Here is a 15255-nt window from a genome sequence, read left to right as displayed (position 1 = left end):
TCGTGGGTGCTAGCGCAGGAGCGAGAGCACGCCCTGCGTGCTCTGGTTCGCCTGCGCGAGCATCGACGTGCCGGCCTGGCTGAGGATGTTGTCGCGCGTGTACTTGACCATCTCCTCGGCCATGTCGACGTCGGTGATGCGCGAACCGGCAGCGGTGAGGTTCTCCTTGGCCACGTTCGTCACGTTGATGGCGTGGTCGAAGCGGTTCTGGACAGCACCGATGCTCGAACGTGCCGAGGACACGTACTTGATCTGCTCGTCGATCGCGGTGATGGCGGCCTGAGCGTTCGTCGCGCTGTCGAAGGTGAGGGCGCCGACAGCGGTCGACACGGACTCCACGTTGGACTTCGACAGGTCGACGTCGATCTGGCTCGCCGCGTCGCCGTTGGCGCCGACCTGGAACTTCAGGACGCCTGCGGTGCCGGCGGAGCCGTCGAGCAGGTTGATGCCGTTGAAGTTGGTCGACTGCGAGATGCGGGTGAGCTCCTTGGTGAGCTCGCCGACCTCGGTGGTGATCGCCTTGCGCGAGTCCTCGTTGTTCGAGTCGTTACCGGCCTGGACGGCCAGGTCGCGCATGCGCTGGAGGATCGAGTGGGTCTCGGTGAGGCCACCTTCAGCGGTCTGCACGACGGAGATGCCGTCCTGCGCGTTGCGGGCGGCGACCGTGAGGCCACCGACCTGGGACTTCAGCCCCTCGGAGATCGACAGACCGGCCGCGTCGTCGGCAGCACGGTTGATGCGGAGACCCGACGAGAGCTTCTCGAGGGACTTCGACAGGTCGTTCTGCGTCGAGTTGAGGTTCCGGTACGTGTTGAGTGCCGAGAGGTTGGTGTTGATGGACATACCCATGGTGGTTTCCTCCGTGAATGCTGGGTCGTACTACAGCCCGTCCGTGGGCTGACGTGGATGACTCTCGACCGGGTGCCGGGAGCCGTTAGGGAATCGACGGAAATACCCGTCGACGGTTCAGCTCGCCGCCACGGCGACCGGCGCGGTCGCGTCGTGGACGGCACGTGCGACGCCGGCGGCGGCGTTCGACGCGACGCGTGCGAGGTAGGCGCTCCGGCGGGCCGCGGTGGTGCGCGAGGCGGGTTCGGCAGCGGCACCGCCGTCGCCGTAGTGGGCGGCCAGTCCGTCGCGGAGCAACCGCATCGCCTCGGAGCGCTGCTGCGACACGGCGGAGTGCGTGATGCCGAGTTCCGCCGCGACGTCGGTCACCGAGCGGTCCCCGAAGTAGACGGCCTCGACGACGAAGCGCATCCGCTCGGGCAGCGCCTCGACGGCCGCACGCAGGTAGCGGCGCTTCTCGGTCTCGAGCAGGTCGTCACCGGGCAACGGCAGGTCGGCGGCGACGAGGTCGTGCACGGTCTCGTCGAGGGGCGCGACGATGCGGGCCGCGTCGCTCATGGCGTCCGAGGCGGTCTGTCGGTCGACGCCCATCGCGTCCGCGACCTCCTGCACACCGACGCTCCGGCCGAGTCGGGCGGACAGGGCCTCCTGCGTGGCGAGGGTCTCGCGGATCCGCTTCCGGGTGCCACGGGACGCCCAGTCGGCCGAGCGCATGTCGTCGGCGAGGGCTCCGGCGATCCGGGTCCGTGCGTAGGCCCCGAAGGGGACGCCGAGAGTCGGGTCGAACGCGTCGGCAGCGGCGACGAGGGCGAGGGACCCGACGGCTGCGAGGTCGTCGCGGTCGAGGTGCGTGGCACGGGAGCGGACGTCGGCGACGATGTAGCCGACGAGCGGGAGGTGCTCCACGATCATCGCGTTGCGTGCGGTGCGGTCCATGCTGATCCCTTGATCGACCTGAGGTGAACGTCCTGACTCACCCGTCCGTGGGCACGGCGAACGCCGGCCTCGGATGGCCGGTGCGTACGCCGAAGATCCGCCCGGTTCCCTCCGAGCGGCGCACCCCGCGCCTCGTTCGCGCGGTTCGAGGTCGCCCTCGTGGTGCGTTCTGAATGTATCGGCTGGCAAAGTCCTGAACAGGGGTTCATCCGTCCCCAGTGCGGGGGCAATCACGGTGTTTCGCGGTCCGCATTTGGGGGGACCCACCCGGTAGAACGACCGTTCCCGGCCCCCGGACGGGGTGGATACGGGAGGCCCGGGGGTCGTCCGCCTCGCTTGTCACGTCCCCCACCGCTTACGGCGACCGCCGTCGGGTCGATAGGTCTCGGTGTCCGCCGGATGGTGGACCCGAACACCCGACGACGACCCACACGGGAGGAGCTGATGAGCGTGAACGACCTGTCCGCCGTGCTCTGGCGCGAACGCGAACTGCTCGAGCTGCTCACCTTCAAGCTCGAGGAGGAGCAGCTGCTGCTCACCGCGGGCCGTTCCCGCTGGGTGTCGCACGCCAGCCGCGAGGTCGAGCAGGTCCTCGAACGACTCCGCAGCACCGGACTCGAGCGCGCCGCGTCGAGTGCCGAGGTCGCCGAGGAGTGGGGCGTCCCCGCCGATGCTCCCCTGCGCGACGTCGTCGCCGCCGCACCCAACGGCCCGTGGGGCGAGATCCTCGCCGCGCACCTGACCGCGATGGTCGAGCTGACCACCCAGATCGGCGCCCTGCGCGACGAGAACGACCGCTTCCTCCGCACCGCCGCCCAGGCCACCGAGGAGACCCTCGCCGGCACCGTGACGACCGCAGCGACCTACGACGCCTCGGGCACCTCCGGTTCCGGCTCCGACGGCGCCCGCCTGTTCGAGGGGACCCTGTAACCCCGTGGTCAGCACCTTCGGCGCCCTCGCCACCGCGTACTCCGGCCTCGCCGCAGCCCGCGCCGGCATCGACGTCACCGGCCAGAACATCGCGAACGCCGGCACCGCCGGGTACACGCGGCAGCGCGTCACGCAGAACTCGATCCCCGCGACCCAGACCGGGTTCATGCGCGGCACCGCCGCCCTCGCCGGTCAGGGCGTCTCCGTCGACGGCATCGCCCGCCTGGCATCGCTGACGCTCGACGTCGGCGTCCGGGTCGCCGCGGGGTCCTCCGCTTATGCCGACGCCCGTGCGACGGCACTGTCCGCCCTCGAGACCGGCCTGCACGAGCCCGGCAAGGACGGCCTGAGCGCCAAGCTCGATGCCTTCTGGTCGTCGTGGAGCGAACTCGCCAGTCACCCCGACGACCCGGGTGCCGCCAGCGCCGTCCTCGGCGCAGCGGGCACCGTCGCCTCGGCCCTGGCCGCCGGGTCGAAGGCGGTCGACGCGCAGTGGTCCTCGGTCCGGGGCACCGCGGCCGGCCAGGTGACCCAGCTGAACGACGCCGCGAAGCAGGTGGCCGACCTGAACGGGCGGATCCGCACCACGCTGGCCTCCGGCGGCAACGCGAACGAACTCCTCGACCAGCGCGACCAGCTCACCGAGCAGATCGCGACGCTCGCCGGCGGGACGACCCGCACCAACGCGGACGGCACGGTCGACGTGCTGCTCGGCGGCAACCCGCTCGTGCAGGGCACCGACGCCCGCGCCGTCGCCCTCGGTGGTGGCGAACGCCTCGCGGACGGTGCCGCTGTCACCCTGACCTGGACCTCCGGCACCGCCGGCGCGGTGTCCCTCAGCGGAGGGTCGATCGGTGGCGCCCTCGCCGTCCTCGCCCCGGCGAACGGGGACGGCACGGGCGGCGCACTCGCCCAGGCTGCCGCGTCCTACGACGCCGTCGCGACCCAGCTCGCCACCACGGTCAACGCCGTCCACGCCACCGGCACCACCCCGGCCGGCACCACCGGCACCGCGTTCTTCGCCCTCGCGGCGGGGGTCCCGGCAGCGCAGGGCCTGTCGGTCGTCCCGACGGACGGCAGCGGCCTGGCGACGCGGAACGCGGCGGGGCAGCTCGACGACTCGTTCGCCGACGCGCTCTCGCGACTCGGCACGGGCCCTGGAGCCGCCGACACGACCTGGGCGACGTTCGTGGCGGGGGTGGGCACCGCCTCCCGGTCGGCCGCGACGGAGTCGACGCTCACCGGACTCGCCCTGACCAACGCGCGCACCCAGCAGCAGTCGAGCGCCGGCGTCGACCTCGACGAGGAGAACGTGAACCTGCTGAGCTACCAGCACGCGTACCAGGGCGCGGCACGCGTCCTGACCGCCGTCGACGAGATGCTCGACACCATCATCAACCGCGTCGGACTCGTCGGGAGGGGCTGATCGTGATCACCCGGGTGACCACCCAGATGTCGATGGCCGCGGCCTCGGCACGGCTGCAGACCGGTGCGGCGCGCGTGGCGCAGCTGACCGAGCAGGCCACCACGCTGCAGGCGATCCAGAAGCCGTCCGACGACCCCGTCGGCACCGCGTCGTCGATGCAGGTGCGCAAGGAGCAGGCCGCCGCCGCGCAGTACACGCGCAACGCGAACGACGCCGTGGCCTGGCTCGCGACCACCGACAGCGCCCTGTCCAGCGTCTACTCGGTGCTCAACAGCGTGCGGGACCTGACCGTGCAGGCGGCGAACTCCGGCACCATGAGCGACACCGACCGCGACGCCTTCATCACGCAGTTCCAGTCGCTGAAGTCCGACCTCGAGGCACGGGCCAACACGACCTACGGCACCCGCTCGGTCTTCGCCGGTGCCTCGACCGCCACCGCCGCGTACGACCCGGCGACCGGGTGGGCGGCCTCCGGCACGGACGTCTCCCGCCGGATCGGCGACGGCACCACCGTGCGCGTCGACACCGCCGGGGCCGACGTCTTCGGCACCGGCGCGTCGTCGGTGTTCGGCGTGCTCGACTCCATCGTCAGCGACCTGCAGAACGGGGTGAACGTGAACGCGCGGATCAACGACGTCGACAGCGCGCTCGGGGCCGTCCGCGGCGCCCAGGCCGACGTCGGTGTCCGGCACGCGACCGCTCTCGCCGCGCAGGACTCGCTGAAGACCGCGGCCGTCTCGCTCGAGAACCGCCGCGCCGGCATCGAGGACGTCGACCTCGCCAAGGCCGTCCTCGACCTGCAGGTGCAGCAGACCAACTACCAGGCAGCCCTCGCCGTCACCGCGAAGGTCCTGCAGCCGACCCTGATGGACTACCTCCGATGAGCATCTCCCTGACCTTCGCCGTCCCGCCGTTCGGCCTGTCCCCCGCACCGGTCTTCACGCTGACCCCGGTGGACGGCGCCGAGGGCCTGTTCACCCTCGTCGGGGGTTCCTCGCGCTTGTTCGTGCTCGACGCCGCGGTGCACCTGCCGTCGTACTCGCCCGAGCTCACCGACGAGCAGGCCGCGGGGCTCGAGCTGACCGACCCCGCCGACGCGATGCTGCTCGTGGTGGCGAACCCCGGCGCGTCGGGCACGACCGTCAACTTGCTCGCGCCGATCGTCGTGAACGCCCGGACCGCCGTGGGCGCGCAGCTCATCCTGGAGGACCAGGACCTGCCGCTGCGGGCGGAGCTCGCGCGGGCGTAGGTGCTGCGGGGGCCGGTCGGCCGCACGCGTTTTGCGACAATCCACGAGTCGATCGGCGCGTGGTTCGTCGGAACATGCGCACGCAACTGTTGCGTGTGCATGAGTCGACAAAGCACGAGGTGATCAACACGTGCATCGTCGCAAGATGCACACGAATGGAGCGCCCTCGTTCCTCCACACAGGGCGGTTGCGCTCGACTGTCCACAGATCGTCGCGGTAGGTCTCTCGCTCCGACTCGCTTCCACCAGCCTGTGGGCATGGGCAGAGCGAACGACATCGAACTCATCCGCACGACCGGCCTTCCGGATCCCGAACGCCGGGCGCTCGAACGTGATGTCCACCGCGGGGTCCTCGAACGGATCCGACCCGGCGTCCTGGTCCGGCCCGGGGCGCTCGAACAGCTCCACCCTGGTGAACGACACCACGTCCTCGTCCGAGCATCGCTCCACCGCATCCGCGCCAGCGACCTCGTGTCCCACCAGTCCGCGTGCGCCGTGCTCGGGCTGCCGCTCGTCGGCAACGCGCCGACGAAGGTCCACGTGTCCGACCCGACAACGACCCACACGCGCGTGACCGCCTGGTTCGTCCGGCACGGCACTGCAGCACGGCCACCGACCGCGTACATCGAGTCCGGCGGACTGCGGACCACCGGGTGGGCGCGGAGCGCGGTGGACGTCGCTGCGACCCGTCCGCTGCTCGAGTCGCTGCCCGTCGTGGACCAGCTGCTCGCGGATCGCCGGACGACGCCCGAGGCGCTGGCCGCTGATCTCGAACTGCGGGGCTCGGCGCAGACGAAGGCGGGGGTGGCGATCGGGATGGGGTCGGCGCTGTCGGGGTCGCCGGCGGAGTCGGTGTGCCGGGTGCGCTTCCGGCAGGTCGGGGCACCGGAGCCGGTGCAGCAGTACGAGTTCCGACGGACCGGAGGTGGGACGGCCGTCGTGGACTTCTGGTTCCCGGATCAGGGCGTCGTGGTCGAGGTCGACGGCCGCGCGAAGTACGAGGACCCGACGATGCTCGAGGGGCGGAGCACCGCCGAGGCGCACTGGCAGGAGAAGCGTCGCGAGGACTTCATCCGGTCGTTCCCCGAGGTCCGGTTCGTCATCCGGTTGTCGTGGGCCGACCTCATGCAGCCCGACCGCGTGCGTGCAGCACTCCGCCGGGCGGGTGTCCCGTGCCGGTGACGCGCAGGCGAGCGGCTCCGAGGGCCCGGCCGGGGTCAGTGGCTCGGCGCCTCCGGGTGGTGTGCACGCTGCCGTTCGACGACGAGCGGCGCACTCGGCACGCCGCCGCCGACGATCACTTCGCCGGTACCGACCCGCACGCCGTGGACCCGCCCGACACCCTTCACCACACCGGCACGCCGATCCGGGTCGGGTTCGCGGTGGTCGCCGCCGGCTGCGAGCTCGGCGTCACGGACGGCGACCGTCCCGAGCACCTGCGCACCGGCACCGAGCTCGGTGGGGCCCTCGACGAGGCAGCCGCCCGACAACCGAGCCCCGTCCCCCACGAGCACGTCCGCCCCGGTCGCCGTGATCGTGACGGGCCCCGGGCCCAGTTCGGCACCGGAACCGATGGTCACCCGGGCCGCGGTGGCGACGACGGTGAGCGGGCCCGGACCGAGCCGCGCGCCGGATGCGACGGTGATCGAGCCCCCGGCACGGGTCTCGAGCACGGCTCCGGGGTAGAGCACCACCCCGGCTGCAAGGGTGACGTCCGCGCCGACGAGCACGGAGCCGGGGTCGAGCACCACGACCTCGGGCAGCAAGCCGAGCACCTCGGCGACCGTCAGGAACCCGGAGGCCCGCCGAGCGTCGTCAGCCGGACCGGGCGCGCCGTCGATGTCCATCCAGCGAGCCTCCCACATGCCCGGCGTACGGTGAGCGCATGGCCCGCTCCCCGAAGGACCAGGCGATCGTGCCGCTGCCGAACGCCCAGGTCTCCCCCATGCCCGACGACTCCCGGACCCCGCAGCCGCAACAACCCGGCGGGTGGGTCAAGTGGCTCGACCGCGCCATCAGCGTCCAGCGCCCGGTGGTCGTGGCGCACGTCAACGCGATCCGCCGACGCAAGCCGGACGCCACCCCCGCCGAGGTCATCCAGATCCTCGAGCGGCAGTACCTCACCGCGGTCACCACCGGTGGCGCAGCGGTCGGTGCGAGTGCGGTCATCCCCGGTGTCGGGATGGTGGCAGCCCTCGGGCTGAGCGGCGCGGAGACGGTCGGGTTCCTCGAGACGACCGCGCTGTTCGCCCAGTCGGTGACCGAGGTCCACGGCATCGCCCTGGACGACCCCGAACGGGCACGGACCCTGGTGATGGCGATGATCCTCGGCGCTCCGGGCACACAGCTCATCAAGCAGCTCGGCGGGCAGATCGCTGGCGGTCAGGCGCGCACGGCGTTCTGGGGCGAGATGGTGACCTCGTCCCTGCCGAAGCAGGTCGTGAACGGCCTCGGCGGGCAGGTCCGCGACCAGTTCATCAAGCGGTTCGCGGTGCGTCAGGGGACGTCGGTGCTCGGCCGTGCACTGCCGTTCGGGATCGGCGCCGCCGTCGGCGGGCTCGGCAACCACGCGCTCGGGCGGAAGGTCATCCAGGCCTCGCGGACCGGGTTCGGGCCGCCGTCGGCACACTTCCCGATCGTGCTCGAGCCGAAGCCCACCAAGCCGGAGAAGCAGCCGAAGGACAAGCAGCCCAAGGAGAAGCAGCTGAAGGCGCCCAAGCAGCCCAAGCAGCAGAAGCAACTCGGCTGGCGCCGAGGCTCGGCGAAGGACGAGGACCTCTGGTCGGAGACGCCCGAGCGCTGAGCCGGGCGGCAGGCCCGATCAGAACGACCGCACCGGTGTCCTGACGACCTGTCCGGCGTGCGCGAACCCGCCGCCGAAGCCGAACAGCAGCGCGGGGACGCCCTCGGGCAGGTCGCCACGCGCCCACGCCTTCGACAATCCGAGCGGCACGCTGGCGGCCGAGGTGTTCCCGGACTCGACGACGTCGCGGATGACGAACTTCGACTCCCCGCCGAGGGCGGTGACGAGCGGCTCGATGATCCGCAGGTTCGCCTGGTGGAACGCGAACACCTCGATGTCGTCCATGGTGAGCCCGGCTGCCTCGACGACCTTGCGGGCGTGCCCCTCGGCCTCGGTGATGGCCCAGCGGTAGATCGAGCGGCCCTCCTGGTTGAACCGGCCGGGCGTCCCTTCGACCCGCACCGCGTCGAGCAGGTGCGGCACGCTGCCCCACGAGACGGGCCCGATCTCGGGGACGTCGGCGGCGCCGAGCACGGCGGCACCGGCCCCGTCACCGACGAGCACGCACGTCGACCGGTCGGTCCAGTCGGCGATGGCGGAGAGGGTCTCGGACCCGATGACGAGCGCGACGTCGGTGGACCCGACGCGGATCGACTGGTCGGCGAGGGCGAGTGCGTACTCGAACCCGCTGCACGCGGTGTTGATGTCGATCGGCGCCGGGCCGTTCGTCATGCCCAGGGCGGCTGCGACCCGACCGGCGGTGTAGGGCGCACGGTCCTGGTGCGTGGTGGAGGCGACGATGACGAGTCCGACCGCCGAGGGCGACACGCCGGCGTCGGCGAGGGCGTTGCGGCCCGCTTCGATCGCCATCGACGTGACGGTGTCGTCCGGCCCGGCGATGTGGCGGGTCTGGATCCCGGTCCGGGTGCGGATCCACTCGTCGTTGGTGTCGACCATGGTCGAGAGTTCGTCGTTGGTCAGGATGCGTTCGGGCTGGTGGTGACCGAACCCGAGGATCCGGCTGCCACGGAGTGCTGGGGTGTTCACCGTCGTCACGGTACTCCTCCCCCGAACCAGAACATGCCCCCGAAGGCATGCAGCACCACAACGACCCCGCATGCAGAACCGGTACTCCCAGGGCCTGGCAGGGTGCCCCTCGGAGCGCGTAGACCGGACCCATGGACTACACACACCTCGGACGGACAGGGCTGTCGGTTTCACGGGCAGTGCTCGGCACGATGAACTTCGGCCCGGAGACCACTGAAGACGACTCGCACGCCATCATGGACCGGGCCCACGAGCTCGGCGTCAACTTCTTCGACACCGCCAACGGCTACGGCGGCTCGGTGGGCAAGGGCGCCACCGAGGAGATCATCGGCCGCTGGTTCGCGAAGGGCGGCGGCCGTCGCGAGAAGACGGTCCTGGCGACCAAGGTCTACGGCGACATGATCGACTGGCCGAACGGCGGCAAGCTCAGCGCGTTCAACATCCGCCAGTCGCTCGACGCCAGCCTGCAGCGTCTGCAGACGGACCACATCGACCTGTACCAGTTCCACCACGTCGACCGTGCGACCCCGTGGGACGAGATCTGGCAGGCGATCGACGTCGCCGTGCAGCAGGGCAAGGTCCTGTACGTGGGGTCGTCGAACTTCGCCGGCTGGCACATCGCCCAGGCGCAGGAAGCCGCGAAGCACCGCCACACCTTCGGCCTGGTGAGCGAGCAGTCGATCTACAACCTCGTGGTGCGCGACATCGAGCGTGAGGTCCTGCCCGCCGCCCGCGAGTACGGCCTCGGCGTCATCCCGTGGTCGCCGCTGCAGGGCGGCCTGCTCGGTGGTGTCATCGAGAAGACCGAGAACGGCTCCCGCCGTCTGTCGGGTCGCAGCGCCGAGTACGTCGAGGGGCACCGCGACCAGCTCACGGCCTACGAGTCGTTCGCCAAGGAGCTCGGTCACACGCCCGGCGAGCTCGCCCTCGCGTGGCTCCTCCACCAGCCCGGCGTGACCGCGCCGATCACCGGCCCCCGCACGATGGAGCAGTGGGAGTCCGCGGTCCGCGCCGTCGACATCCGCCTCGACCAGCGTGCGCTGGACCGGCTCGACGAGATCTTCCCGGGGCACAAGACCTCGCCGGAGGACTACGCCTGGTGAGCTGACGGAACGGGCCGGAACCACGGCCCACGATCAGGGCCACGGACGGGAGGCACGGTGCGCGTCGGACGCGCACCGTGCCTCCCGTCCGCCGTTGCGACCACCGCACGTGGCGAGCCGCCAGGACGACGCACGCCCGTCAGAGCGCCGCGATCTCCGCGTCCGTCAGTCCGGCCCAGCGCAGGTACGCGGCGACGCTGCCCCACCTCGCCTCGACGTGCCGGACCACGGTGGTCATGGTCTCCGGCACGCACCGTTGCGCGACGGCGGTGGCCTCGGGGTCGGTGCTGACCGCACGCTCCCCGGCGAACCGGTCCGCCAGCCCGGCAGCGCTGGCTGCGTAGTCGTCGCCGATGGCCTCGATCGACGCGCCCCAGAGCCGGGCGAGCAGTCCGCTGACGACGCCGGTGCGGTCCTTGCCGGCGGAGCAGCAGACGAGCACGTCGCCGTCGGACCGGGCGATCGCGCGGAAGGCAGCGGCGATCCCGGTGCGGTGGCGCTCGAGCCAGTCGATGTACTGCTCCTCGAGCTGCACGGCCTGAGCGCCGGACTCGACGGTCGACGGGTCGAACAGCGGGACCAGCCGGTAGCCGTCGGTGGTGCCGAGCGGGTGCGGGACGCGGGCGACCTCGTCGTCACGGCGCAGGTCGACCACGGCCGCGAGTCCGTGCGGGTAGGCGTCGGCACCGACGCGTTCGGTGTTCGCGCGGTACACGGTGCGGGGACGGGCGTCCTGCAGGCCCGGTCCCCCGACCTCGCGCAGGTTGGTGAGGGTCGACGTCGTCGTCATGCGACCACCCTGTCAGACGTCCGACGACAGACGACCGACGACCGACGACAGACGCAGGACCGCACGACGACGGGCCCCGCGCTTGCTGTGTGCGCGGGGCCCGTCGTCGTGCGGGTGGTGCTGGTGGAGCTGGTGTCTGCTGGCTAGCGGACCGAGACCGGCGAGTCGTCGGTCTGCTCGTAGAGGACGTAGCCCTCTTCACCGTGGACCGCGGTGTCGATGCCGGCGACCTCGTCCTCGGTCTTGACGCGGAAGCCGATCGTCTTCTCGATGAGGAAGCCGATGACGAACGCCAGGACGAAGGAGTAGATGCCGACGGCCAGGGCCGCGGTGGCCTGCTTGCCGAGCTGCTCGAACGAACCGGAGTAGATCAGGCCGGTGTCGTTGGCGAAGAAGCCGAGGTACAGCGTGCCGACGATGCCGCCGACCAGGTGGACACCGACGACGTCGAGCGAGTCGTCGAAGCCGAGACGGTACTTCCAGTCGATGGCGAAGCAGCAGATGATGCCGGCGACGAAGCCGAGCAGGATGCCCCAGCCCGGCGTCAAGTTGGCACATGCCGGGGTGATGGCGACGAGACCGGTGACGGCACCCGAGGCGGCGCCGACCGAGGTGGCCTTGCCGTCCTTGAGCTTCTCGACGAGCAGCCAGCCGAGGATGGCGGCGGCCGGTGCGGCGAGGGTGTTGACCCAGGCGATCGCGGCGATGCCGTCAGCGGCGCCCTCGGAGCCGGCGTTGAAGCCGAACCAGCCGAACCACAGGATGGCAGCACCGAGCAGGACGAAGGGCGGGTTGTGCGGCTTGTGCGCGCCCTTGGCGAACCCGACGCGCTTGCCGAGGACGAGCGCCAGGGCGAGACCTGCTGCACCGGCGTTGATGTGCACCGCGGTGCCACCGGCGAAGTCGATGACGCCCCACGTGGCAGCCCAACCCGAGGTCAGGTTGAAGACCCACGAGGCGACCGGGAAGTAGACGACCGTGACCCAGATGCCCGCGAAGACCATCCAGGCGCCGAACTTGGCGCGGTCGGCGATGGCGCCGGAGATGAGCGCGACCGTGATGATCGCGAAGGTGGCCTGGAAGCCGACGAACGCCATCGACGGGTACGCCGCCTGGATGTTCGAGGACTGCGCCTCCTCGAAGGCCTGGCCGAGACCGATCTGGTTCCAGTCGATGCTGAAGAACCCGACGACACCGGAGACCGCCGTGCCGTCACCGTGGTTGGCGAAGGCGATCGCGTAGCCGTAGAGCACCCACAGGACGCTCACGAGTGCGATCGCACCGAACGACATCATCATCATGCTGATGACGGACTTGGCCTTCACCAAACCGCCGTAGAAGAAGGCCAGGCCGGGTGTCATGAACAACACCAGCGCCGCCATGACCAACACGAACGTCGTGTTGCCCTGATCAAGCATCTGTTCACCTCTCGATTGCACGAGCGGCTCTTGGACCGCCTCGGGTGACACCGAGTCTGGCGAGGTGACGTTTCACGAGGGGGCACGATGTGTTTCGCGGATGTAACGCGACGGCGCGGTTTGTAAACGTCGTGTTTCGCATGGCCCGATGCCCCCTGGACAGGGGGTGCACCGACCGGTCAGCGGATGCCCCGGGCGGTGGGCGTCAGTCCTGGGCGCGGCTCAGGGCCACGACACGGCTCGCTGCGCGCAGGTACTTCTTGCGGTAGCCGCCGTCGAGCATGGCGTCGGGGTACACCTGGTCGAGCGGCGTGCCCGAGGCCACGATCCGGACCTGGGCGTCGTAGAGCCGGTCGACGAGCGCCACCCACCGGAGCGCGTCGGTCTGGTCCGTGAACGCCCGGACGTCGGTCAGCCCGACGGCGTCGAGGTCCTCGACGAGCGCGACGTACTTCGACGGGTGCACCGAGCCGAGGTGCGCGACCACGGCCGAGAAGTCGTCGAGCGTGACGGTGCCGGCCGGCAGCGCCGCGGCCACGTCGGACACCACACCCGCAGACTCGTCGACCGCGCGGCGGCGGTAGTCCAGCCCGTCGATCCGCATGGTGTCGAACCGGTCGGACATCGCCTGGATCTCGCGCAGGAAGTCCTGCGCCGCGAACCGACCCTCGCCGAGCGCGCCCGGAGGCGTGTTCGAGGTGGCGGCGAACCGGGTGCCGGTCTCGGTCAGCTCCTTGATCAGACGGGTCATGACCATGGTGTCGCCCGGGTCGTCGAGCTCGAACTCGTCGATGCAGACCAGCGCGGTCCCGCGCAGCAGGTCGACCGTGCCCTGGAACCCGAGCGCACCGACGAGGGCCGTGTACTCGATGAACGTGCCGAACGTCTTCCGCCCTGATGCGGCGTGGTACGCCGCGGCGAGCAGGTGGGTCTTGCCGACACCGAACCCGCCGTCCAGGTAGACACCGGACTTCGCAGCGGGCTCGACCGACTGCTTGCGGCGGCCGAACAGCCCGCGACGTGGTGCTTCGGTCGGACCCGCCGCGACGAACGCTGCGACGGCGTCGCGCACGTCGGCCTGCGAGGCGTAGTCCGGGTCCGGCCGGTACGACTCGAACGAGGCGTCCGCGAACTGGGGCGGTGGCACGAGTGCCGCGGCCATCTGCTGCGGGGTCACCTGGGGGTCACGGTCGACGAGGTGCGCTGGCAATCGAGTGGGCCTTCCGGGAAGCAAGTCGTGCGGTGTCACGTTGCGGCTGGGGCACGGTACGTCCGCGTACCGTTGCCCACAGGCACCGACGACCGATCCTAGTCCGGTGCCGGATGACCACCTGGAGGTAGCCCACCATGACCGCACCGGTCGACCCGTCCGAGAAGTTCACCGCCTACGCCCACCCGGAGCGTCTCGTCTCCACCGAGTGGCTGCAGGAACAACTGGACGCCCACACCCCCGACCTGGTCGTCGTCGAGTCCGACGAGGACGTCCTGCTCTACGAGACGGGCCACATCCCCGGCGCCGTCAAGATCGACTGGCACACCGACCTCAACGACCCGGTGCAGCGCGACTACATCGACGGCGAGGCCTTCGCGGAACTCCTCGGCAGCAAGGGCATCGGCCGCGAGACCACCGTCGTGGTCTACGGCGACAAGAACAACTGGTGGGCCGCGTACGCCCTCTGGGTCTTCTCGCTGTTCGGCCACGAGGACGTCCGCCTGCTCGACGGCGGCCGTGCGAAGTGGATCGCCGAGGACCGCGCCCTCACCACCGACGAGACCGCCGTCACGCCGGCCGAGTACCCGGTCGTCGAGCGGATCGACACCGAGATCCGTGCCTACAAGGACGACGTGCTCGCCCACCTCGGCAAGCCCCTCATCGACGTCCGCAGCGCGCCGGAGTACAGCGGTGAGCGCACGACCGCGCCCGACTACCCGGAAGAAGGAGCGCTGCGCGGCGGCCACGTCCCCACGGCGGTGAACATCCCGTGGGCCACCGCCGCCGCTCCGGACGGCACCTTCAAGCCGCGCGCGGAACTCGACGCGATCTACCGCGAGGGCGCCGGCATCGGCGACGCGGACGAGGTCATCGCGTACTGCCGCATCGGTGAGCGGTCGAGCCACACCTGGTTCGTCTTGCAGCACCTGCTCGGTTACGACAGCGTCCGCAACTACGACGGTTCGTGGACCGAGTGGGGCAGCGCCGTGCGCGTCCCGATCGTGCAGGGCGCGGAGCCGGGTACAGTCCCGAACCGATGAACGACAGCACCGAGGCCACTCTCCCCGCCACCCTCGCCGAGATCCGCGACGACTTCCTCGCCCTGGGCCAGAAGGACCGCCTGCAGCTCCTGCTCGAGTTCTCGAACGAACTGCCCGCGTTGCCCGAGCGCCTGCAGGGGCACGAGGACGAACTCGAACGGGTCGAGGAGTGCCAGTCCCCCGTGTTCATCACGGTCACCGTGGGCGAGGACGGCGACGCACCCGACGTCGTCCGCATGCACGCCACCGCCCCGCGCGAGGCGCCGACCACGCGCGGCTTCGCCTCCATCCTGGCGCAGGGCCTGAGCGGCCTGACGGCAGCGCAGGTGCTCGCCGTGCCGGCGGACTACCCGCTGACGATCGGGCTGTCCGAGGCGGTCAGCCCGCTGCGGATCCGCGGCATGGTGGGCATGCTCGGTCGCGTGCAGCGTCAGGTGCAGGCTGCGGTGTCGTAGACGCAACCGGAAGGCGGACGGGAGGCCCGTGGCGGATCCGCCACGGGCCTCCCGTCC

16 protein-coding genes are annotated in these 15255 nt (G+C 70.9%); 9 read left to right on the top strand and 7 right to left on the bottom strand.

Annotated features, from left to right (window positions below; all coding sequences use genetic code 11):
• Nucleotides 1-9: 9 nt before the first annotated feature.
• Together DEJ14_RS08925 and DEJ14_RS08920 are read right to left on the bottom strand one after the other, a co-directional pair.
• A complete protein-coding gene (locus tag DEJ14_RS08925) occupies nucleotides 10-849 on the bottom strand; it encodes a flagellin N-terminal helical domain-containing protein (RefSeq protein ID WP_181437623.1) in 840 nt (279 codons plus the stop codon).
• Nucleotides 850-966: 117 nt separating this feature from the next.
• Nucleotides 967-1785: a sigma-70 family RNA polymerase sigma factor gene (locus DEJ14_RS08920; protein WP_111086353.1), complete on the bottom strand. Its 819-nt coding sequence runs from the start codon at nucleotides 1783-1785 to the stop codon at nucleotides 967-969.
• 444 nt (nucleotides 1786-2229) lie between these two features.
• Between DEJ14_RS08920 and DEJ14_RS08915 the strand changes: the two genes are divergently transcribed.
• From DEJ14_RS08915 to DEJ14_RS08895, 5 genes are all read left to right on the top strand, one after another.
• Entirely contained in the window at nucleotides 2230-2715 is a 486-nt protein-coding gene (locus DEJ14_RS08915; RefSeq protein WP_111086397.1) for a flagellar protein FlgN, read from the top strand.
• A 4-nt stretch (nucleotides 2716-2719) separates the two neighbouring features.
• Nucleotides 2720-4141 (top strand): flagellar hook-associated protein FlgK, encoded by a 1422-nt coding sequence (gene flgK / locus DEJ14_RS08910; RefSeq protein WP_111086354.1) that lies wholly within the window; start codon nucleotides 2720-2722, stop codon nucleotides 4139-4141.
• Between the two features lie 14 nt (nucleotides 4142-4155).
• A complete protein-coding gene (gene flgL, locus DEJ14_RS08905; RefSeq protein ID WP_181437624.1) occupies nucleotides 4156-5025 on the top strand; it encodes a flagellar hook-associated protein FlgL in 870 nt (289 codons plus the stop codon).
• Complete coding sequence (gene fliW / locus DEJ14_RS08900; protein ID WP_111086356.1) at nucleotides 5022-5390, top strand: flagellar assembly protein FliW; 369 nt, start codon at nucleotides 5022-5024, stop codon at nucleotides 5388-5390. Before flgL ends, fliW begins: the two co-directional genes overlap by 4 nt.
• Before the next feature lie 257 nt (nucleotides 5391-5647).
• A complete protein-coding gene (locus tag DEJ14_RS08895) occupies nucleotides 5648-6571 on the top strand; it encodes a putative endonuclease domain-containing protein (protein ID WP_111086357.1) in 924 nt (307 codons plus the stop codon).
• Between the two features lie 35 nt (nucleotides 6572-6606).
• Here the strand turns inward: DEJ14_RS08895 and DEJ14_RS08890 are convergent, their stop codons facing one another.
• Entirely contained in the window at nucleotides 6607-7236 is a 630-nt protein-coding gene (locus DEJ14_RS08890) for a hypothetical protein (protein ID WP_111086358.1), read from the bottom strand.
• A 38-nt stretch (nucleotides 7237-7274) separates the two neighbouring features.
• Between DEJ14_RS08890 and DEJ14_RS08885 the strand changes: the two genes are divergently transcribed.
• The gene (locus DEJ14_RS08885; protein ID WP_181437625.1) at nucleotides 7275-8192 is read left to right on the top strand and encodes a hypothetical protein; all 918 of its coding nucleotides are present in this window, start codon (nucleotides 7275-7277) and stop codon (nucleotides 8190-8192) included.
• Nucleotides 8193-8210: 18 nt separating this feature from the next.
• Here the strand turns inward: DEJ14_RS08885 and DEJ14_RS08880 are convergent, their stop codons facing one another.
• A complete protein-coding gene (locus DEJ14_RS08880; protein WP_111086399.1) occupies nucleotides 8211-9179 on the bottom strand; it encodes a beta-ketoacyl-ACP synthase 3 in 969 nt (322 codons plus the stop codon).
• A gap of 131 nt (nucleotides 9180-9310) precedes the next feature.
• Here DEJ14_RS08880 and DEJ14_RS08875 point away from each other — a divergent pair, with 131 nt between their 5' ends.
• The gene (locus DEJ14_RS08875) at nucleotides 9311-10282 is read left to right on the top strand and encodes an aldo/keto reductase (protein WP_111086359.1); all 972 of its coding nucleotides are present in this window, start codon (nucleotides 9311-9313) and stop codon (nucleotides 10280-10282) included.
• A 139-nt stretch (nucleotides 10283-10421) separates the two neighbouring features.
• Here DEJ14_RS08875 and DEJ14_RS08870 read toward each other — a convergent pair whose 3' ends face one another.
• From DEJ14_RS08870 to zapE, 3 genes are all read right to left on the bottom strand, one after another.
• Nucleotides 10422-11072, bottom strand: coding sequence for a tyrosine-protein phosphatase (locus DEJ14_RS08870; protein ID WP_111086360.1), 651 nt, complete (start codon nucleotides 11070-11072; stop codon nucleotides 10422-10424).
• Between the two features lie 143 nt (nucleotides 11073-11215).
• Nucleotides 11216-12490 carry an ammonium transporter gene (locus DEJ14_RS08865; protein WP_111086361.1) on the bottom strand — a complete coding sequence of 425 codons (1275 nt, stop codon included), beginning with the start codon at nucleotides 12488-12490 and terminating at the stop codon, nucleotides 11216-11218.
• 205 nt (nucleotides 12491-12695) lie between these two features.
• On the bottom strand, nucleotides 12696-13652 hold the full coding sequence (gene zapE / locus DEJ14_RS08860) for a cell division protein ZapE (RefSeq protein ID WP_258373347.1): 957 nt from the start codon (nucleotides 13650-13652) through the stop codon (nucleotides 12696-12698).
• Nucleotides 13653-13837: 185 nt separating this feature from the next.
• On the opposite strand from zapE, the gene DEJ14_RS08855 reads away from it, so the two are divergent.
• Together DEJ14_RS08855 and DEJ14_RS08850 are read left to right on the top strand one after the other, a co-directional pair.
• Nucleotides 13838-14743 carry a sulfurtransferase gene (locus tag DEJ14_RS08855; protein ID WP_111086362.1) on the top strand — a complete coding sequence of 302 codons (906 nt, stop codon included), beginning with the start codon at nucleotides 13838-13840 and terminating at the stop codon, nucleotides 14741-14743.
• Nucleotides 14740-15198 carry a SufE family protein gene (locus tag DEJ14_RS08850; protein ID WP_111086363.1) on the top strand — a complete coding sequence of 153 codons (459 nt, stop codon included), beginning with the start codon at nucleotides 14740-14742 and terminating at the stop codon, nucleotides 15196-15198. Before DEJ14_RS08855 ends, DEJ14_RS08850 begins: the two co-directional genes overlap by 4 nt.
• Nucleotides 15199-15255 lie beyond the last annotated feature (57 nt).

The sequence above is a fragment of the Curtobacterium sp. MCJR17_020 genome (assembly GCF_003234365.2).
Classification (GTDB): domain Bacteria; phylum Actinomycetota; class Actinomycetes; order Actinomycetales; family Microbacteriaceae; genus Curtobacterium.
Note: the sequence above shows the minus strand (reverse complement) of the source record. Positions and strands in the feature narration are given on the sequence as shown.